This window comes from Nocardioides daeguensis (assembly GCF_019192965.1).
GTDB lineage: Bacteria > Actinomycetota > Actinomycetes > Propionibacteriales > Nocardioidaceae > Nocardioides > Nocardioides daeguensis.
On record NZ_JAHTKU010000010.1, the window covers coordinates 50,400 to 69,374 of the forward strand.

General features: G+C 73.1%; 12 protein-coding genes. 5 read left to right on the plus strand and 7 right to left on the minus strand.

Translation table 11 applies throughout. The features are described 5' to 3' along the window. Nucleotides 1-72 precede the first annotated feature (72 nt). From KU893_RS07980 to KU893_RS23195, 7 genes are all read right to left on the minus strand, one after another. A complete protein-coding gene (locus KU893_RS07980) occupies nucleotides 73-2,046 on the minus strand; it encodes a hypothetical protein (RefSeq protein ID WP_218233824.1) in 1,974 nt (657 codons plus the stop codon). Between the two features lie 93 nt (nucleotides 2,047-2,139). Next, complete coding sequence (locus KU893_RS07985; RefSeq protein ID WP_218233825.1) at nucleotides 2,140-3,576, minus strand: sugar transferase; 1,437 nt, start codon at nucleotides 3,574-3,576, stop codon at nucleotides 2,140-2,142. Then, on the minus strand, nucleotides 3,573-4,067 hold the full coding sequence (locus KU893_RS23530; RefSeq protein WP_218233826.1) for a glycosyltransferase: 495 nt from the start codon (nucleotides 4,065-4,067) through the stop codon (nucleotides 3,573-3,575). Before KU893_RS23530 ends, KU893_RS07985 begins: the two co-directional genes overlap by 4 nt. Then, complete coding sequence (locus KU893_RS07995) at nucleotides 4,064-4,513, minus strand: UDP-N-acetylglucosamine--LPS N-acetylglucosamine transferase (protein ID WP_218233827.1); 450 nt, start codon at nucleotides 4,511-4,513, stop codon at nucleotides 4,064-4,066. The genes KU893_RS23530 and KU893_RS07995 overlap by 4 nt, the downstream gene beginning before the upstream one ends. 118 nt (nucleotides 4,514-4,631) lie before the next feature. Then, nucleotides 4,632-5,318: a response regulator gene (locus tag KU893_RS08000; protein ID WP_246592245.1), complete on the minus strand. Its 687-nt coding sequence runs from the start codon at nucleotides 5,316-5,318 to the stop codon at nucleotides 4,632-4,634. 4 nt (nucleotides 5,319-5,322) lie between these two features. Then, nucleotides 5,323-6,792, minus strand: a complete 1,470-nt coding sequence (locus KU893_RS23535) for a sensor histidine kinase (RefSeq protein ID WP_218233828.1) — start codon at nucleotides 6,790-6,792, stop codon at nucleotides 5,323-5,325. Nucleotides 6,793-7,041: 249 nt separating this feature from the next. After that, a complete protein-coding gene (locus KU893_RS23195; RefSeq protein ID WP_218233829.1) occupies nucleotides 7,042-12,549 on the minus strand; it encodes a PKD domain-containing protein in 5,508 nt (1,835 codons plus the stop codon). Nucleotides 12,550-12,790: 241 nt separating this feature from the next. On the opposite strand from KU893_RS23195, the gene KU893_RS08015 reads away from it, so the two are divergent. The 5 genes from KU893_RS08015 to KU893_RS08035 are packed head-to-tail and all read left to right on the plus strand — an operon-like array spanning nucleotide 12,791 to nucleotide 18,963. After that, a complete protein-coding gene (locus KU893_RS08015) occupies nucleotides 12,791-14,185 on the plus strand; it encodes a YveK family protein (RefSeq protein WP_218233830.1) in 1,395 nt (464 codons plus the stop codon). Next, nucleotides 14,182-15,681, plus strand: coding sequence for a lipopolysaccharide biosynthesis protein (locus tag KU893_RS08020; protein ID WP_218233831.1), 1,500 nt, complete (start codon nucleotides 14,182-14,184; stop codon nucleotides 15,679-15,681). Before KU893_RS08015 ends, KU893_RS08020 begins: the two co-directional genes overlap by 4 nt. Beyond that, the gene (locus KU893_RS08025) at nucleotides 15,678-16,553 is read left to right on the plus strand and encodes a sulfotransferase domain-containing protein (protein WP_218233832.1); all 876 of its coding nucleotides are present in this window, start codon (nucleotides 15,678-15,680) and stop codon (nucleotides 16,551-16,553) included. The genes KU893_RS08020 and KU893_RS08025 overlap by 4 nt, the downstream gene beginning before the upstream one ends. After that, nucleotides 16,550-17,797 carry a ParB N-terminal domain-containing protein gene (locus KU893_RS08030; protein ID WP_218233833.1) on the plus strand — a complete coding sequence of 416 codons (1,248 nt, stop codon included), beginning with the start codon at nucleotides 16,550-16,552 and terminating at the stop codon, nucleotides 17,795-17,797. The genes KU893_RS08025 and KU893_RS08030 overlap by 4 nt, the downstream gene beginning before the upstream one ends. Continuing rightward, the gene (locus tag KU893_RS08035; RefSeq protein WP_218233834.1) at nucleotides 17,794-18,963 is read left to right on the plus strand and encodes a hypothetical protein; all 1,170 of its coding nucleotides are present in this window, start codon (nucleotides 17,794-17,796) and stop codon (nucleotides 18,961-18,963) included. Before KU893_RS08030 ends, KU893_RS08035 begins: the two co-directional genes overlap by 4 nt. Nucleotides 18,964-18,975: the final 12 nt, after the last annotated feature.

Consider the following 18,975-nt stretch of genomic DNA (forward strand, 5'->3'; position numbering starts at 1 on the left):
AGCGGCAGCTCAACGGTGAGGAAGCGGCAGCTCAACGGTGAGGAAGCGGCAGGTCAACGACCTCGGGACCGGCTAGGGGCGGGCCTGGTAGAGGAACAGGGCCCGGGAGGACCAGCCTGACCCGGAGGGGGCGATCTGGGTGGCGGTGCCGGCGACGGCGCCGGTCGGGGTCCAGTCGGCCCGGTTGAGGGAGCCGTTGGAGAGGGCGAACCAGAGCTTGCCGTTGGCGACGAAGGCGCCCCGCATCGAGCCGTAGCTGACGCCGGCGACCGACGACACCGCGAACCGCTGCTGGCCGACCACGCCGGACTCGGCCTCGAAGGCGCGGCGGAAGAGCTGCGTGGAGCCGGACTTGGTGAAGTAGATCCAGCCGCGGTCGTAGAACAGGCTGGTGATCGCCGGGATGTCGGCGGTGTGCCAGTCGGACTGCAGGACGATCCGGTCGGCGGTGTTGACCGTCGACTCGGGGCCGTAGGCGGTGCCGTCGAAGGTGCGGCGGGTCAGCGTCCGGTTGGCGTAGGCCGTGTAGAGGTCGCCGTTGACCATGAACGCCCCGACCGTCGTACCCCAGCCGGTGCCGTTGGGCGCATCGGTGGGTGCGGTGGCGGTGGTGCCGTCGAAGCCGAGGTGCTGCAGCTGGCTGCCGCCGCTGGCGACGCGGTACACCTCACCGGGGAGTGTGCCGACCTGGCGGGCCGGGACGGCCGTGCCGGAGGCGAGCGGGACGAAGGCGACCTTGCGGTGGGTCTCGCCGGCGAAGGTGTCGGTGTCGGAGCCGACGAACAGCCCCTCGGGGGTGGCGATCATGTCGCGGACGCCGGCGCCGAGGGTGCGGGTCGGGTTCCACGAGTAGGGCATGCCGTTGGCGACGTCGAGGGCCGCGATGCCGGGCCGGGAGACGGCGCCCTGGCCGGCGGCGTCGCCGCGGGTCGGGTTGTTCTGCCAGCGCATGTGGCCGCCGGTGTAGACGACGTCGTCGGTGACCTCGACGGTCCACGTCGTGTCGCCGCCGGTGTACGCCGTCCAGCTGGGTCGTACGTCGGTGCCCGTCGCGCCCGTCTCGAAGCGGGCGACGACGTCGCAGCCGCTGGTGCCGGCCACGCTGCTGGTGTAGCCGCCGTAGGCGCCGGTGGTCGAGACGACGAAGAAGCTGCCGTCGGGGGAGAACTCGACGTCGGTCAGGTAGGTCTCGAACGAGGAGCTGCACGCCGACTCGAACTGCCTCGTGTAGTACGGCGCGATCGAGAGGCTCGGGCCGCTGATGTCCAGCACGGCGAACTGGTGGCGATGGATGCCGTTGACGGTGTCGAAGTTGCCGATCAGCACCAGGCGGCTGTTGGTGGGGTCGGTCGCGATCTTCTGCACGTTGGTGTAGCTGCCGCGGTGCACCCCGGCGACGACGGCGGTGTAGTACGGGTCGCGGGCGCCGGTGGTGGCGTCCAAGGCGCCGAGCGCCCGGCTCGGCTGGCCCTGCAGGTAGGTGAACTTGCCGGCGACCCACAGCCGGTTCCCGGTCACGGAGACGTCGCGCACCTGTCCGTCGATGGTGCCGGGCCGGAAGGTCGGGTTCCGGGTGCCGGTGGCGACATCGGCCTTGTAGAGCCGGCTGACCGACACCGACGTACCGCCGGACCTGGCGCTGGTGAAGGCGCCACCGATGTAGACCGACGTCCCGTCGGAGGCCGGCTCGAGCGTGTAGACCCGGCCGTTGGGGTTCGGCACGAAGGTCGTGCTGACCTGGCCGCTGAAGGCGTTGAACGCGAACAGGTTGGTGCGCGGGATGTCGGTCGCGCTGCCGGCGTTGCGGACCCGGGTGAACGAGCCGCCCACGATCACCGTGTCGCCGACCCGAGTCATCGAGTACACCGCGCCGTCCATGACGTGCGGGGTGAAGCCGACCGGGTCGTCGTCGACGATGCGGCCCGTCTGCGGGGCCGCGTTGCCAGTGTCCGCGGCGTGGGCCGGGGGAGAGGCGGCCCCCGCGAGGAAGGTGGTGACGAGAATTCCCACGGCGAGCAGGATGCCGGTCGTTCTGCGCGCGATCACCGTCCCATCGGACTCCGTCCCAGTGGCCCGCGAATGACCCGTATTGGTGAAAAGCCCCTACCTGCAGGAATCTCGCCTGGTGGCGAGACGTCGTCAGTAGGCGCCGCGGCCGCTGAGGACCGCGCCGGCGGTGCGCAGCAGGATCCGGACGTCCAGCAGCAGCGACCAGTTGTCGACGTAGTGCTGGTCGAGACGGACCGCCTCGTCCCACGACAGGTCCGCCCGACCGGACACCTGCCACAGCCCGGTCATCCCGGGCCGCACGACCAGCCGGTGGCGGACGTCGGGCAGGTAGGCCGCCACCTCGCACGGGAGGGCCGGGCGCGGGCCGACCAAGGACATCTGGCCGAGGGCCACGTTGATCAGCTGCGGAAGCTCGTCGAGCGAGGTACGCCGCAACCACCGCCCCACCCGGGTGATCCGCGGGTCCTGGCGGATCTTGAACAGCGGGCCGCTCGCCTCGTTGAGCTCGACCAGGTCGGCGACGGCGTCACCGGCGTCGTGGCTCATCGTGCGCAGCTTCCACATCGTGAAGGGCGCGTCACCGGAGCCGATCCGGGTCTGCCGGAAGAAGGCCGGCCCCGGGGAGTCGAGACGGATGGCGAGGGCGAGGGCGAGCAGCAGCGGCGAGAGGACGAGGAGGGCCAGCGTCGCGATCGTCCGGTCCAGGGCGTGCTTGACCAGGTGGGAGGGGCCGAGGCGCCGGGGCGCTCCGACGTGGAGCAGGGGGAGCTGCTCGCCCACGTCGAGGCGGATCCGGCCGGCCGGCGAGGTCAGCAGTCCGGTCCAGACGAAGATCGCGACGCCGGCCTCCTCGAGGCACCAGCACAGTCGCTGCAGGTCGTCCGCCGGGATCGCGGGGTCCGGCGCGAGGATCACGGCGTCGGCGCCGCTCATCCGTGCCGCGGGGACGCAGGCCGCGATCCCGGGGACGACGGGGATGCCGTCGAGCGGCCCCGAGGCGGTGGGGTCGCCCGCGGCGACGCAGGCGCCGACCACGGCGAACCGGTGGGTGCCGGACCGGCGGAGCCGGTCGAGCAGGCCGGGCAGGGTGTCGGCGGTGCCGGCCACCACGACCCGGTGGGTCACGCCGCTGAGCCGGACCCCGCGTCGCGCCGCCCAGGCCAGCGAGCCGCGGCCGACAGCGCCCAGCGCCGCGGTGAGGAGGCACACCGCGGTGACGGTGCGGGCGGCCAGCGGGTAGGCGACCAGCTCGGCCACGAGCAGCATGCCGGTCGGCAGGACCAGCGACGCGACGGTGAGCCGGCGGATCCGGGCCGCGACGTTGCCCGGCAGCTGGTAGTCGCCGGTCGAGCCGACGGCGACCAGCCACATCGGGACGAACAGGAACGCCGGCGCCAGGTTGGCGATCGCGTGCGGGACCACGCCGGCGACGAGTACGACGACGGTCGCGGCGACCAGGTCGCACAGCGCGAGGAGCCAGCCCGTGCGGTGCAACGGGGCGACGGCGTCGGCCCCGGCGCGCACGGCCTCGGGCAGTGCGGCCGCCCTGGCCCAGACGAGGCTCATCGGTGCACGAGGTTCTCGACGAGTGCCTCGAACCGGGCCAGGGTGGGGGACACCCGGTGCGCGACCGGGAGGTGGTGGCCGGTCAGCACCGCGAGGGACAGGCGGGTGGCCAGCTCCTCCTCGTCGTACGCGGTGACGACCAGGCCGGTGCGGCCGAGGAAGCGGGCGAAGCGCAGCTGGTGGTCGTCGACGTGCTCACCGTGGCGGGGGTCGCGGGGGACGACGACCGGCAGGTGGCCGTGCTCACGGGCGTCCATGATCGTGCCGGGTCCGCCGTGGGTCACGACCGCGGCGGCGCGGTCGAGCAGCTCGGCCATCGGCTCCGGGCCGAGCAACGGCGCGCCGGACAGGTACGACGGCAGCGGGGTCGAGCCGTGCTGGACGTGGAAGGTGAACCGGCCCTGCTCCTGCAGGTCGCCGGCCCAGGCCAGCAACCGGTCGAACCGGTGGTGGTCGGTGCCCAGGAAGATCGCGACGAGCGGCGGCGTCACCACAGCTCTCCGACCAGGACCGAGGAACGGTAGAGGTGCTGCTGCTCGGGCCACTGCACGAGGAACAGGTCGGTGGCCGGCCGGCACAGCCTGCCGGTGAGGGTGGGGGTCTCCACCCGGTCGTAGACCTCGAGGTAGATCGAGGAGGTGTGCCGGCGGCGGCGCAGCCAGAAGTAGGGGACCGCCACGGCGGCGCCGGTCGAGACGACGACGTCGGGCGCGAAGCTCTCGAGCACATGGCGGGCCTGGACCGAGTTCCGGGCGAGGTTGACCAGGTTGCGCGTCGTCGGGTGGTGCGCCCAGGTGACCTCCTCGCCCTCGAGCTTGGCCACCGCGTCGGCGGTGTCGAACGTGACCCAGTGCCGGTCGTGCTTCTCCCACCACGGGCGCAGGCACATCAGCTGGGCGAGATGACCGCCCGAGGAAGAGACGAGTAGGACCCTCATGACGCCCTCCCAGCGCTTCGACGGCTGTCGGTGTCCCCTGACCCTAGGGACGAGCCGTTGGCGTGACATGCCCCAAATACGGCATGTCTGGAGAGGTGCGCAGAAGGACCAGGGAGCGTCAGCCCTGGGGCGGGTGCCAGCCGACCTTGTACGCCGCACCGACGGCGGCGAGCTGCGAGCTCATCTCCATCTTGGCCAGGATCGACTTCACCTGGGTGCGGACGGTCGCCTCGGAGACCACGCTGCTACGGGCGATCTCGCGCACGGGCGCACCGCGCATCAACGCGCCGAGCACCTCCATCTCGCGGCGGGTCAGCCGGTCCAGGCGGGTGCGGATGTCGCGGACCTCGTCGCGGTCGTGGAGGGCGAGCTCGATCAGGGTGCCCCGTTCCTGGGCGCTCATCAGCGGCAGGCCGTCGCGCGCACGGCGGACGGTGGCGACCACCTCGTGCAGGGGACAGGTCTTCACGAGTACGGCCTTCGCGCCGCGGCGCAGGCACTCGCCGCGGCGGGCGCCGTCGCCGCTGCCGGTGACCACGACGACGGCGATGCCGGCCGACGCGAGCGGCGTGATCAGCCGCGTGCCGTCACCGACCCGACCGAGGTCGAGGTCGAGCAGGACGACGCGCGGCGCGCAGCGCAGGGCCGAGGCGAGGACGGTCGCGAGGGAGGCGTGCTCGTCGGTGAGGTCGATCCTGCGCACGGAATATCCCTCGGCCTCGAGGGTGAGGGAGACCGACTCGGCGAACAGTGCGTGGTCGTCGATGATGGTGATCCGCATCGGGCGCGGATGTGCGGCGGTCATCGGATCACCCGGCCACGGCGGTCGACGGGGTGCGGTGGCCCACCCGGACCGCGGTCCGCGGGAAGAGTGCCGGTTCGGCTGCGTCCGCGACGGCGTCCGCGTTGGGCAGGGTGACCACGAAGGTCGCGCCCCCGCCCCGCTGTGCGTCGCGGTCGTGGTGGAGCGAGCCGCCGAGCTCGAGCATCAGCCGGTGGGCACGCTGCAGACCGATGCCCTGACCGGTCGAGGTGGTGCCACGGGCGCCCCACTGGAAGAGCCGTTCCTCCAGTCCCGGCTCGATGCCCGGACCGCAGTCGGACACCCTGATCTCGAGACAGTCGCCCCTCGGCTGGGAGGAGAGCGTCGTCGTACAGCCGTGAGCATGCCGGTGGGCGTTGGTGAGCAGCACGTTGAGCACCTCCGCGAGCGCGTCGTACCGGGCCACCACGCGGTGCCCGGAGGGGTGCCAGTGCACCTGATGCCCGAGCGCCTCCTGGGCGATCACGAGCGGCTCGACGACGTCGTCGAGCGCGAGGTCGGTGAACTGGTCCGGTCCGTCCTCGGTGAAGGTGCGGCCCAGGCGGGCGGCCTCGGCGTCGACCATGTGCCTGAGGGCGGCGCGTCGCGGCCCGGGCGGCACCTGGCCGCTCGCGAGCAGGTGGGCCCCGGCGACGATTCCGGCCGTCGCGGCCCGCATCTCGTGGACCACCTCGCGGTCGTGCTGGACGGTCGCCTCGGCCTCGGCAGCGCGGAGCACGAGGGCGGCCTCGCGCAGGCTGTGCTCACGGAGCGAGGAGAGCAGCAGGCCGATCGCGGTGGTCGCCACCAGGGCGCTGAACAGCGCGACGCCGGCGATCGCCTCCGGCGGCGGAGACGCGGCCCGGAGCAGGGTGGACCAGCCCAGGGCGGCGAAGATGACGACGATCCCGCTGGCGAGGCGGATGGCCGCCCACCGGGGCAACGGGGACCGCAGCACGCGGACCGCGATGGCGGCGGTGACCGCGGTGATCGCGACCAGGACGGGGAGGTCCTCCCACGCGGTCAACGACAGGAACGGCGAGGGGTCGACGGCGATCAGGGCCAGCCGGGCGGCGAGTACGCCGAGTCCCAGGACCAGCCCGCCGACCAGCGGGTTGAACCGCGGCGGACGCTGGTGGCGCAGGCCCACCGAGAGGACGAGGTACACCACCGCCACCGTCACCAGGTGGCCGCCGGTGAGCCGGTAGCTGTAGCCGGCGTGCGAGGTGCTCCCGAACGAGATCATGACGAGCGGGAGGTCCTGCAACGCGACCAGCGTGGCGGCGGTCGCCATCCGGGCGCGGGTCAGGCTGTGACCGATGGTGACGTCGAAGGCCAGCACCAGGGCGCTGGCGAACAGCACCAGGTCGGCCAGCATCAGGCACAGGTGCCCGGCGGCGTCGACGGAACGGTGCGACGTGTCCTCGAGGAGCAGGACGCCGTACGGGTGGAGCATCAGGACCGCGAGGAGCGCCACCCACCACAGGGGCGCGCGGTCGCCAGCTCGTTCGAGTGCGAGGGGTGGCCGTCGAGTGACCGTCCGAGAGTCCACCCTGTTCGGGTGCCGGGCCTGACGGTCCTGGTGCGGACGCGTCATGCCGACGATTATTACGGCCCGTTCGGTCTCCGGGCGGGGAACCGGTCAACGTACCCAATTTTGGTTCCCGGGCCGGGACGATCCCGGGACCGTCCCGGGGCCGTCCCGATCACTGGTGCCATCACCACCTCACGGGCTCGTCACGGTGACCTGCCGCGTGGCCGTCGTCGCCACTCCCCAGCCGTCGGTCACGGTCAGGGTCACCAGGTAGGTCCCCGCTGCGGGGAAGGTGTGGGCGGCCGCGGAGGTCGTCGTCACGGGCGTTGCGTCGCCCCAGTCCCAGCGGTAGGCGATCACGTCGCCTGCGTCCGGGTCGGAGGATCCGGAGGCGGAGAAGTTGCAGGCCAGGGCGGCACAGGCCGGCGGGTTCAGCACCGCGATCGGGGCGTCGTTGTCCGGGGGGACCGTGATGGTGACCGTCTGGGTGGCGGTCCCGGTGTCGCCCCACTCGTCCCGTGCGGTCAGCACGACGGTGTAGGTGCCCGCCGCGGTGTAGGTGCGGGTCGGGAGCGGACCGGTACCGGTGCCGTTGCCGAAGTTCCACGAGTAGGTCAGTGCGGTGGCGTTCTCGTCGGTGGAGCCGCGCGCATCGAACGTGCAGGCGTTGCGGGTGCACGACGTCGTGAAGCTCGCGACCGGCGGGTTGTTCGGCGGGTGCGTCACCGTGGCGTGCCGCTCGTAGATCACGCTGATGAAGTCGTGCTGGTCGATCGCCCTCACCCGCACCGTGTAGGCGTCCGCCGGGATCACGGGGGTCGTGTACGAGAAGTTCGACCCCGGCGTACCAGGACTGTTGAGGAACGCCGCGCGCCAGCTGGCGGCCGTGCTCGTGAACGTGCCCGAGGAGCTCATGTACTGCCCGGCGGCGTTGACGATGGCGACCTCGACCCGCTTCATGGCCTGGTCGTCCTCGGCCCGGCCGCTCACGAAGATCTTGCCGTCGGTGAACTCGGTGCCCTCGGTCGGGCTGAGCAGGGACTCGTTGAGGACGGGCGGCTGGTCGCCCGGGTAGATCGGGTAGCGAGCCGTCGCCCCGGTCGTCGACGGGTCCTGCTGCCCGGACCCGTCGAAGGCGTACGCCGTCACGTTCCAGTCGCCCTGCGAGGGCAGCGTGCGGCTCAGCGACCAGGTGGTGCTGGTGGCGCCCGGGGAGGCGAGCGTCGCGTCCAGGGTCGCGAAGGCCGCGGACATGGTGCCGTCCGGCTGCAGGTAGCGGCTGGTGTCGGCGTCGCGCAGCGCCACCCCGACCCGGGTGACCCCGTGGTCGTCGGTCGCCGTCCCGGTGAGGTTCAGCTGGAGCACCTGCTGCCCGGTGACCACGCCGGTGACGTCGAGCAGCCCGTCGGGCGGCGCGTCACCGGGGATCGACGCGTTGAGCGTGAGCCGGCCCTGGTTGGTCGAGGACGTGCGCAGCCCGATCTGGTCCTCGGCGCTGACCGTGAACGTGTAGGTCCCGGGGCTCAGGTTGAACGGGGTCGTGTAGCTCCAGTTGTAGCTCGCCTGGTCGAGGTTCACCGGCGAGACCCGGTAGGAGCCCGCGATCACGCTCGTGCCCCACGATCCGTCGGCGGCGAGCCGCTCGCCCGTCGAGGTGTTGCGCAGCGTGATCGAGACCTCGCTGAGCGACTGGTCGTCGTTGGCCGTGCCCGCGAAGGTCAGGGGCTGCCCGGGCGTCACCGTCACGGGTTGGGCCGCGGTGGGCGGGACCATCGTGGCCGGCTGCGTGATCGACACCGTCGGCGGCTGGCCGTTCGCGGTCACGATCCAACGGCGGTCCGCCGTGTCGAGCGAGGACTGGCCCGCGGTGTCGGAGGAGCGGGCCTGCGCCCACCACTCGTCCTCGAAGGGCACGGTGATCTCGTAGGACCAGGTGGTGCTGGTCGCGCCGACCACGTCCGGGGTGACCTGGAAGGTGTTGAAGGTGCCCGACACGGTGCCGTCGTCCTGCAGGTAGCGGCCCTGGCTGTCGCGCAGGGTGAAGCTGACCCCGTTGACGCCGATGTCGTCGGACGCCGAGCCGGTGATGGTGAAGGTCAGCTGGGCCTGCGGACTGGGCGGACCGGTGATGCTGGTCGTCGGTGTCCGGTCGGCGGTGCCGAAGGTCTCGTACTTCTTCGTCGCCTTGGTGTTGTCGGCCGTGCCGTTGCCGGCGACGGCACGGGCCCGGACGATCAGCTCGCGGTTGGCGGTCATCGTGACGGGGAGCCGCCAGGTGCGCGTCGTACCGGTGCCGGGGTCGAGCGTCGCGTTGAAGGTGTTGGTGGCGGTGCTGCCCCACGTGGTGAGGTCGTCGTTGAGGTAACGGTTCGAGTTGCGGTCCATGATCTCGAGCTCGACCCGCTGGATCCCGGTGGCGGCGCTCGCCGTCCCGGTGATCTCGTACGGCTCGTTGATCGGCTCGATCCGGCCCTCGATCGGGTTCGTGATCACCGTCTGGGTGCCGTTCTGCGCAGGCACGTTGGCGAAGTCGAAGAAGCCGATCCGGCCGACGTTGTAGCCGCCCTTGGTGTTGCCGTCGCCGCCGACGAACAGGCCGCGCGGCGTCGCCTCGATGTGCTTGTCGCCCTCGTAGGAGTTGGACGTCACGAACCACTCCAGCCCGTGGCCGTCGACCGGGTCGAGCGCGGCGAGGTGGAAGCGCTTGACCACCGTGTCGCCGAGCGCGTACGCCGACAGGCCCTGCCCCGTGCCGTAGCCCACGTCGTCGAGGCCCGGCCACGGCTTGGGTGCGGTCGCCGACTCCGTCCACTGGAAGTGGCCGCCCACGTAGATGCCCGCCTCGGTGATGGCCACCGAGTAGGTCGAGTCGAACTGCCGGGTGATCCACACCGGCTGGGCGTCGCTGTCGTTGTTGAGGTCGAACCGGATCACGGTGTCGTTGATCGGCGGCCGGTCGCCGCCCGACCCGCTGGTGACGACGAAGTAGGAGTCGTCCGGCGAGATGTCGCCGCCGTAGGCGCGCTGGATGCCGCCCACGAACTGCAGGTTGTCCTCCCACAGCGTGGTCCGCCACGGGGTGAGCTTGTTGGTGCGGGTGTTGATGATCGCGACGCCGTACCGGTTCTGGCCGTTGACCTGGCGGCCGGTGTGCACCACCAGCAGGCGGCCCTCGTCGTGGCTGAGCTTGAGCCGCTGGACGGCCAGCTCGCCGTTGGTGCCGATGCCGCCGGTGATGTTGTTGACGAAGTCGTCGCGGACCGCCCCGGTGACGCCGTCGAGCGCGGCCAGCGCCCCGCGCGGCACGTTGTTGATGGCGGTGAACCGGCCGCCGGCGTACACGGTGCTGTTGGTGACGGCGAGCTCGTTGACCTTGCCGTTGGCGTTCGCGGTGAAGCCCGCGATGGGCGCGCCGGTGGTGGGATCGAGCCGCGCGATCGCCTTCTTCGTCTGGCCGTTGACCGTGCCGAAGTTGCCGGAGATGTAGAGCTTGGTGCCGTCGGGTGAGGCCTCGACCGCGTCGACGCCGCCGTTGGTGAAGGTCGGCCGGAAGCCGGTGTCGACCTGCCCGGTGCTCCAGTTGTACGCCGCCAGCCCGGCCTGGTTGATGATCGTGCCGTTGTTCGGCTGGCGGATCGAGGTGAAGGTGCCGGCGATGTAGACCCGGTTGCCGACGACCTCGATGTCCCAGATCTCGCCGTCGGTGATCGTGGGCTGGTTGGTACGGGGCGTGTCCGGCACCAGTCCGGTGTGGCCGGGCGCCGGGTCCGGTGGGACGGCGGTGGCCGTGCTCGTCGCCTGCGCGGTGTGGCCGTGACCGTCGTCGACGGTCAGGGTCACGGTCCGGGTGCCGGCGCTGGCGTAGGTGTGCGACGGGTTCACGCCGGTGCCGGTCTGCCCGTCGCCGTACTCCCAGGCGTAGCTCAGCGTGTCCTTGTCGGTGTCGAAGGAGTGGGCGGCGTCGAACTCGCAGGTGAGGCCGGCGCAGCCGGTCGTGAACTCCGCGACCGGCGGCTCGTTCGTCCCCGTCGCGTCGACGCCGGGGTCGAGCACGATCGAGAAGAGCATGTCGCGGGAGGTGGAGGTGCTCGTCGTCGCGGTGCGGCCGGCGAGCGGCCCGACGGGTACGGCGCCCGCCGAGTCGCCGAGGATGCCGCTCACCTTGCCGGTACCGGTGGCCGCTGCCTGGGTGCGCGTCGGCGTCCCGGCAGGCAGCGACCACACGGTGTCCGTGGAGGACTTCTCGCTCCACAGGTTGACCAGCCACGAGTTCGCGTGGGCCGCGGTGACGGCCGGCGCGGTGTGGCTGGTGGCCGGGGCATCCACACCCCCCAGAGCGGACGCCCCGACCACGGCCGGTCCGGTACTGCGGTAGGCAGCAACGGTCATCACGGACTTCACGTAGGTACCCGTCGTCACGGTGACGGTGCGGCCGGCGTCGGCCGCGGTCGCGCTGCGCGTCCAGGCGCGGCCGCGGATGCCGTTGCCGTCGCGGGTCTGGAGTTGGGTCCAGCCGTCGAGGGTGCTGAAGGCGGCCGAGGTGGAGTTCGTGACCAGGAAGAGGACGAGCCGGTCACCGGGCTCGATCGTGCCCGGGATCGTCACCGAGTGACCGGGCCGGTTCCCGGCGGTGCTCGCCGAGCCGACGTAGCTGACCTCGCCCGCCGTCACGGCGACGTCCGGGTCGACCTGGTGGGTCGCGGTGTCCTGGTGAGTCCCGTCGGAGACGGTGAGCGTGACGGTCCGCTGACCCGCGGTGGCGTAGGTGTGGCTCGGAGTGCGTCCGGTGCCGTTGCTGCCGTCGCCGAAGTTCCAGGCGTAGCTGAGGGTGTTCCCGTCGGGGTCGGTGGACCCGGAGGCGTCGAACGAGCACACCAGGCCGCTGCAGCTCGCGGTGAACGCGGCGGTCGGCGGGTTGTCGGTCAGGTCGCCGGGGGCGATCACGACCGAGAAGGTGGCGCTGCGCGAGGAGGTGGTGCTGGTGGTGGCGGTGCGGGCGGCGGCCGTGCCGGTCGGCACCGGGGCCGCGGAGTCGCCCCAGACGCCGCTGATCTTGCCGGAGCCGGTGGTGGCCGCCGTGCTGCGCTGGGTGACGCCCCCGGGCAGCGTCCAGGTGGTGTCGGTGGAGGACTTCTCCGACCAGATGCTGACCAGCCACGAGCCGGCCGCGGCGACCGGGATCGCGGGTGCGACATGGCTGGTTCCGGAGGTGTTCGACCCGCCGGCGAGCGCGGTGATGGACGGGGTGGCACCGGTGCTGCGGTAGGCCCCGACGGTCATCACCGACTTGGCCGACGCGCTGGTCGTGACGGTGACGTTGGTGTTCGCGTCGGTGGCCGTCGCGGTCCGGCTCCAGAGCCGGCTGCGGATGCCGTCGCCGTCGCGGCCGGTGACCGCGGTCCAGCCCGCGACCGGTTCGGTGATGGTGCTCGCCGTCGAGTTGGTCGTGAGCGAGAGCAGCAGCAGGTCGCCGGCCTGCACCTCGGTCGGGACCCGGACCACGTGCGAGGTCCGGTTGCCGGCGGTCCTGGCGGCGTTGACGAAGGAGACCTCGCCGGCCGCCGCGTGGGCGGGCGGGGCGAGTGGCGCGAGCGCGGGGACGATGGCGAAGGCGGTGAGGATGGGGACGACCGCCTTGGCGACGCGCCGCCATCGTCGGCTGGGGACCGGTTGACACCGACTGGTGGTGGTTGAACGCATCTGCCTCACCGTCCCCGCACTCGCATGGCCCTCGGTCCAGAGGGCGCTGCGATCGTGTCAACCGTCACGGCTCGCGGCATGACCGATATTGGGCAGGTCTCGGCACCGTGGCAGCCGTCCGCGGGACCGGTCACCACACCCGTCCCACAAATTGGGGGTATCCGCGCACCTGCCCTCCGGCAGCCCGCCGAGATGCCCATAGTGGGTCGGTCGTCGTGGGGATGACATCCAGGGAGGTGCGATGGGACAGCGCCGCTTCATCACCGTGCGCCTCGTGCTCGCAGCGGTCCTGGTGGCCGCGCTCGGGGCGGGGGCCGCCGTGACGTGGGCGCGGCACCGGCAGGCCGAGCACGTCGCGACCGCCGTGATCATGCTGCACCCGCTGGAGGGCAACGCCTACAGCCCGGGCGGGCGCGGGGACGACCTGGTGAACCTCGAGACCGAGGCCCAGGTGCTCCGCTCGGACGCCGTGGCCCGGGCCGTCCTCGACAGGCTCGGTGAGAAGGGCGAACCGAGCGACCTGCTGCCGTCCGTCTCCGTCTCGGTGCCACCGAACACCCAGCTGCTCGACATCACCGCCCGCGGACCCGACGACGCGACCGCGGTCGCGCGGGCGTCGGCGTTCGCCGACGTCTACCTCCAGTTCCGCCGGTCGCGGACCGAGTCGGCGGTCTACGAGCGGACCTCGCGCCTCGAGGAGCTGGTCAGCCTGCGCGAGGACGAGCGCGACGCCGCCGTCGCGCGGCTCGACAAGCTGCCCCAGGCCGCGCCCGAGCGTCAGCTGTTGGAGCAGCAGGTGCAGGAGGTGGTCGTCCAGATCAGCTCGCTGCGCGCCCAGCTCGCCGGGGCCCAGGCGGTGGGGCTCGACCCCGGGCAGCTGGTCACCCCGGGCCAGGTCGTCGGCGCCGGCCCCTGGGCGAGCCCGCTGCGCGCCGGCACGCTCGGCGCGCTGCTCGGCCTGCTGGTCGTGCTGTTCGTCGGGATGTCGCGCGCCGGCCGCACCGCACCCGACGTGGTGCGCGGCCTCGCCGACCTCGACGACGACGGGCCGGTCCCCCTCGGTGTCGTCACGGCCCCGGTCCGGGCCGACAGCGACGTGATCGCCCAGGTGCGGTCCGCGGTGCTCGCTGTCGGCTCGGACCGGCCCCCGGTCGTCACCGTCGCCCTGCCCGGCCGGGAGTACCCGCTGGCCTTCGCGGCGCTCGCCGAGTCGCTGACGCGGGCCCGGTACGAGGTGGTGACCGTCGACCTCGCGCTGCCGGCCGTCGTCGCGGCCATGTCCGAGCTGGTGCTGCAGGACGCGGTGGTCGACGACGTCCTCGTCGCCGACGGGGACTTCCACAGCCGGCTGCACCCGGTCACCGAGGCGAGCGCGACCCGCGCGGACTTCGCCGACCTCGCCGCCTCCGCCGAGATGAGGCGCAGCCTGGCCGAGCTCGCCAAGCGAGCGGACCTCGTCCTGGTCCGCTCACCCGGGCTCGCCACCCCGGTCGGCCGGGCCCTGCTGGCCGCGTCGACCGCGGTGGTCGTCGAGTTCTGGCCCCATGTCTCGACCCGGGCCGAGATCGACACCGTGCTGGTCGAGGCAGAGCGGGTGTCCACCCACGTGGTCGGCCTGGTCGAGGTGGACTCGTGAGCGACCTGGCCCCGGAGACCGACGGTGAACGCCGCCACCTGCGCGCCGTCGCGCGGGGGAGTGCGGCCACCCTCGCCGGGGCGCTGCTCAGCACCCTCGCCGGGTTCGGCCTGGTCCTCCTCGTCACCCGGAGCGTGCCCGCCGACACCGCCGGCCGCTTCTTCGCCGCCACGGCGGTGTTCCTGGTCGCGCTCGCGACGGCCGGACTCGGCACGGACACCGGGCTCGCCCGCTTCGTCCTGCGCGACGACCGGCCGGACGTCGTCCGACGCCTCGTCCGGGTGGCCGGGATCCCGGTCGTGCTCGTCGCCTGCCTGCTCGCGCTCGCCCTCGCGGCCTGGGTGCCCGACACCCGAGCGCTGGTGTGGGCGCTCCCGCTCGCCGCGACCGCCGACCTGTGCCTGGCGAGCGTGCGTGCGCACGCGCTGTTCCGCGCCACCGTCGTCGTCGACCGGATCGTGCGGCCCGGCGTCCAGGTGGTGCTCGTGACGCTGGTGCTGTTGCTCGGGCTCCCGGGCGGGTGGCTCGGGGCCGCCTGGGCGGCGGCGTACGTCGGCAGCGCGGTGCTCGCGGGCCGCGCCCTGCGGGCGGTGAGCGCCGGAGGCTCGGGTGGGGCGGCGCAGCGGGCGGCCGTGGGGCCGCGGGAGTTCTGGTCCTTCACCTGGCCGCGAGCGGTCGCCCGGATCGCGCAGGTCGGGGTGCAGCGGCTCGACATCGTGCTCGTCGCGTGGCTGCTCTCCCCGATGCACGCCGCGGTCTACACGGTCGCGACCCGCTTCGTCGTGTTCGGGCAGCTCGCCAACCAGGCGGTCTCGACGGTGGTGCAGCCGCGGTTCACCCTGATCCTGGCCGGGCCGCCCGACGAGGCGCCGGCACTCGTCAACCGGGTCTTCGGGGTCACGACCGGCTGGAGCATCCTGCTCGCCTGGCCCGTCTACCTCGGTGTCGCGGCCGCCCCGGCCGCCTATCTCGGGTGGTTCGGGCCGTCGTACGTCACCGGCGAGGCGGTCACCGTCGCCCTCGTCATGGCCGCGGGCATGCTGGTCGCCGTCGCCTCCGGACCCGTGGACACCCTGCTGCTGATGACCGGGCGCAGTGGCCGCAGCCTCGCCAACACGCTCGTCGCGCTCGGCCTCGACGTCGGCCTGTGCCTGGTGCTCGTCCCGCGGATCGGCATCGCCGGGGCGGCCGTCGCCTGGGTGGCGGCCGTGGTCGTGCGCTGCGTGCTCGCCGTCCTCCAGCTCCGCTCCGACATCGGCCTGGCCCCGCAGCTCGGTCAGCTCCTCCTCGCTGCCGCGCTGCCGTTGGGCTGCGTCGGCGTACCCGTCGCCCTCGTCGCGCTGGTCGGGCTCTCCCCGCTCGGCTGGCTGGTCACCTGCCTGGCGGCGGGCGCCGGGTACGCCGTCGTGGTCTGGCGGCTGCGCGCCCGGCTCGCGGTCGACGTCTTCGCCTCCGGCCTCCGGCGCCGGGACCGCACCCTGGCGGTGGCGGCATGATCCGCGCCCTCGCCAGCCGCCTGCGCCCGGTGCTCCCGCCCCGGCTGCGCCGGGCCGCCCGGGCGGTGCTGCTCGGCTGGGGCTGGCTCACCGCCGACCTGCGCCAGGAGCCGAGCATCGTCGTGCTCGGAGCCCAGCGGGCCGGTACCACCACCCTGTTCCGCCTCCTCAGCGAGCACCCCGGGCTGTGTCGCCCGACGGTCGACAAGGGCACCGGCTACTTCGACGACGGCTACCGGCACGGCCGGCGCTGGTACCGCGCGCACTTCCCGCTGCGCTGGACCACCCGCGGCCGAAGCACCTTCGAGTGCAGCGGCTACTACCTCTTCCACCCGCTCGCTGCCGCGCGGATCGCTCGCGACCTGCCCGGGTGCCAGGTCGTCGCGCTCGTCCGGGACCCGGTGACCCGCGCCCACTCGGCTCACCGCCACGAGTCGGCGCGCGGCTTCGATCAGCTCCCGTTCGCCGAGGCGGTGGCCCGCGAGGCCGAGCGGACCGCCGGCCAGACCGAGCTGCTCGCCGAGGCGCCCGGCGCGACCAGCTTCTCGCACCGGCACCACGCCTACCTCCAACGCGGCGAGTACGCCGTCCAGATCGACCGCTACGTCGCCGCGCTCGGCCGCGACCGCGTGCACGTGGTCGACGCCGACGCGCTCTTCGCCGACCCGGTCGACGTGTACGTCGACCTCCAGCGCCGGCTCGGCCTGCCCGTGCACCGGCCGGCCGTGGTCGGGCGCTGGAACGAGCGCCCCGGCGCGCCCCTGCCCCCCGAGCTGGCGGCCCACCTCCGCCGCTACTTCGACGCACCCGATGCCGCCCTCGCCGACCACCTCGGCAGGACGCCCAGCTGGCGAGAGGAAGCCACGACATGACCGACCTGCTGCACCGTCCGCGTAACCGGCACCTGCTGACCGCCTCGAGCCGTCACCGGATCGCGCGGGTCGCCCGCTGGCACCCCGGGCTGCGTGAGGTGCCGGTGGCCAAGCTGCTGCTGGGCGGCCAGAACGGCATGACCGCGGCCGAGTTCGCCACCGCGATGGGCGACCCCCTGTGGCCCTCACGCCGGGTCGCCGACGGACCGCACGCCGGACTGCTCGCGTTGGCCGCGGGCAACGGCGGGCTGAGCGACGAACAGCTGCTGGCGACGCCCTACGCCCGGATGGCGCGGACCTGCATCCGCCAGACCGGCCGCTACTTCGCCGCGGCCGATGCCGCCGGGGTGGTCGACCAGGCGCGAGACTTCCTGGCCGGCGGCCCCTCCGGGGACGGTACGCCGGCCGGTGACCTGCACTCGCCACCGGGCCAGCCGGTACTCGTCGTACCGGTCGCCCACTCGGACTGCTTCCAGGTCCTCGACGGGCACCACCGGGTCGCGCAGGCGGCCGCCGCAGGGGAGACGACGGTGCAGGTGAGGGTGCGGCGCGGCGAGGTGACCACCCCGCTGCAGGACCTGCTGCGGAGGATGTCGTGGCTCGAGGGCGGCCGTCAGCTCTACCAGCCGATCGCGTCGCCGGAGCTCGCGTCGCAGTGGCCGACCGTGCGCTGCTGCGTCGACCGCCTCGAGGCGATGGACGCCTTCCTGCGCCGGGCGATCGGGCCCACCCTCGGGGGGCGCTACCTCGACGTCGCCAGCTGCTACGGCTGGTTCGTCGGACAGATGGGCGAGCTCGGCTTCGACGCGGAGGGCCTGGAACGCGATCCCCTCGGCGCCACCCTCGGGCGGCTGGTCTACGGCGTCGACCCGTCGCAGATCCGGATCGGCGACGCCGTCGACCTGCTGCGCAGCACCCGAGAGACCTGGGACGTCGTGTCCTGCTTCAGCCTGCTGCACCACTTCGTGCTCGGCCGTGGCAGCTGCGACGAGGTCGAGCTGGTCCGGCTGCTCGACCGGGCGACCGGGCGGATCCTGTTCCTCGACACCGGCCAGGAGCACGAACGCTGGTTCCGCTCCTCGCTCCGCGGCTGGAACCCCGCCCACATCCGGGCGTTCCTGCTGGAGCACACGACCTTCGACCAGGTCCTCGACCTCGGCCCCGACCGCGACGCCGTCGGCCCCTACGCCGACAACTACGGCCGGCACCTGTTCGCCTGCGTCCGGACGGAGGCGAACAGGTGAGCACCGACCTCCTCGACGCCGCGGCCGAGCTGTGGCCCGGCGCCGACCTGGTCCCGGAGGGCAGCGTCCGCGACGACCGTCCGGTCCGGGCGCGGTACGCCGTGATCAGCCGCGGCGACAGCCCGACCGTCCTCGTGCCGGTCGAGTCGTCGGTCGCCGCCGGCGCGTCGCTGCGCCGGATCAGCACCGCCTCCACCTGGTGGGACACCACCACCCGGGTGGCGGCGGGTGCGGCCGTCCGCGCGGTCCCGCGGCTGCTGCGGCACCGGGTCGAGGTCCGCGGCGGCACCGACGGCCTCGCCGAGCACCTGTCCGGTGTCCTCGGCACCCCGGTCAGCTTCAGCATCAGCATCGGCACCGCCCGGGTGAACCGGAAGCCGGTGCTGCAGGTGTTCGACGGCCGCGGACGGTGCCGCGCGTTCGTGAAGGTCGGCTGGTCGGGCAACACCTGTGCGGACGTGACGGCCGAGGGTCGCGCGCTCGCGGCCGTGACCGCCCAGCCGTACCGGTACGTCGTGCCGCCGGCGTTGCTCGCCCGCACCTCCTGGCAGGGCCGGCCGGTGCTCGTCGTCGGGCCGCTCGAGCCGTCGCCGTGGCGACGCCACCGCCACTCCTGGTCGCCGCCGACGGCTGCGATGGACGAGCTCGCCGAGCGGTTCGCGGCGCCCGACGGCCCGCTCGGCGACTCGGCCTGGTGGCACCGTCAGTGGCAGGTCACCGGCAACCTGGCCGACCCGGTCTCGCGGGGCCGGTTCGGCCGCGCCCTCGAACGGGTCTGCGCCATCGCTGGTCACCGCGACCTGCAGTGGGGCGCGTGGCACGGCGACTGGACGCCGTGGAACATGGCACCCGCCGGCGAGCAGGTGCTGCTGTGGGACTGGGAGCGCTTCGAGACCGGCGTCCCGCGCGGTCTCGACGCCCTGCACTACGTCGTCAACGCGCTCAACTCCGGCGCCCCGGCGTCGGCGGAGGGCGTGCTGCGTGCGCTCACGCTGGCGTCGTACCGGGACCGGAGCCTGGGGGGCGAGCCGCACGTGCAGAGCATGCTCTACCTCGTCGCGATCCTCACGCGGTACCTGCAGCTGGTCGACGTCCCCGGCGGCGAGCACATCTCGACGCGGGCGATGCAGACGCTGGTGGCGCTGGAGCACCTGACCGACGTGTAGCGGCCAGGCGCC

Bases quoted from the DNA above. Each gene is read 5' to 3' on its own strand.
- KU893_RS07985 (WP_218233825.1), bottom strand. From the start codon at position 3,576: ATGAGCCTCGTCTGGGCCAGGGCGGCCGCACTGCCCGAGGCCGTGCGC.
- KU893_RS07995 (WP_218233827.1), bottom strand. From the start codon at position 4,513: ATGAGGGTCCTACTCGTCTCTTCCTCGGGCGGTCATCTCGCCCAGCTG.
- KU893_RS08025 (WP_218233832.1), top strand. From the start codon at position 15,678: ATGATCCGCGCCCTCGCCAGCCGCCTGCGCCCGGTGCTCCCGCCCCGG.
- KU893_RS08015 (WP_218233830.1), top strand. From the start codon at position 12,791: ATGGGACAGCGCCGCTTCATCACCGTGCGCCTCGTGCTCGCAGCGGTC.
- KU893_RS23195 (WP_218233829.1), bottom strand. From the start codon at position 12,549: ATGCGTTCAACCACCACCAGTCGGTGTCAACCGGTCCCCAGCCGACGA.
- KU893_RS08000 (WP_246592245.1), bottom strand. From the start codon at position 5,318: ATGACCGCCGCACATCCGCGCCCGATGCGGATCACCATCATCGACGAC.
- KU893_RS08030 (WP_218233833.1), top strand. From the start codon at position 16,550: ATGACCGACCTGCTGCACCGTCCGCGTAACCGGCACCTGCTGACCGCC.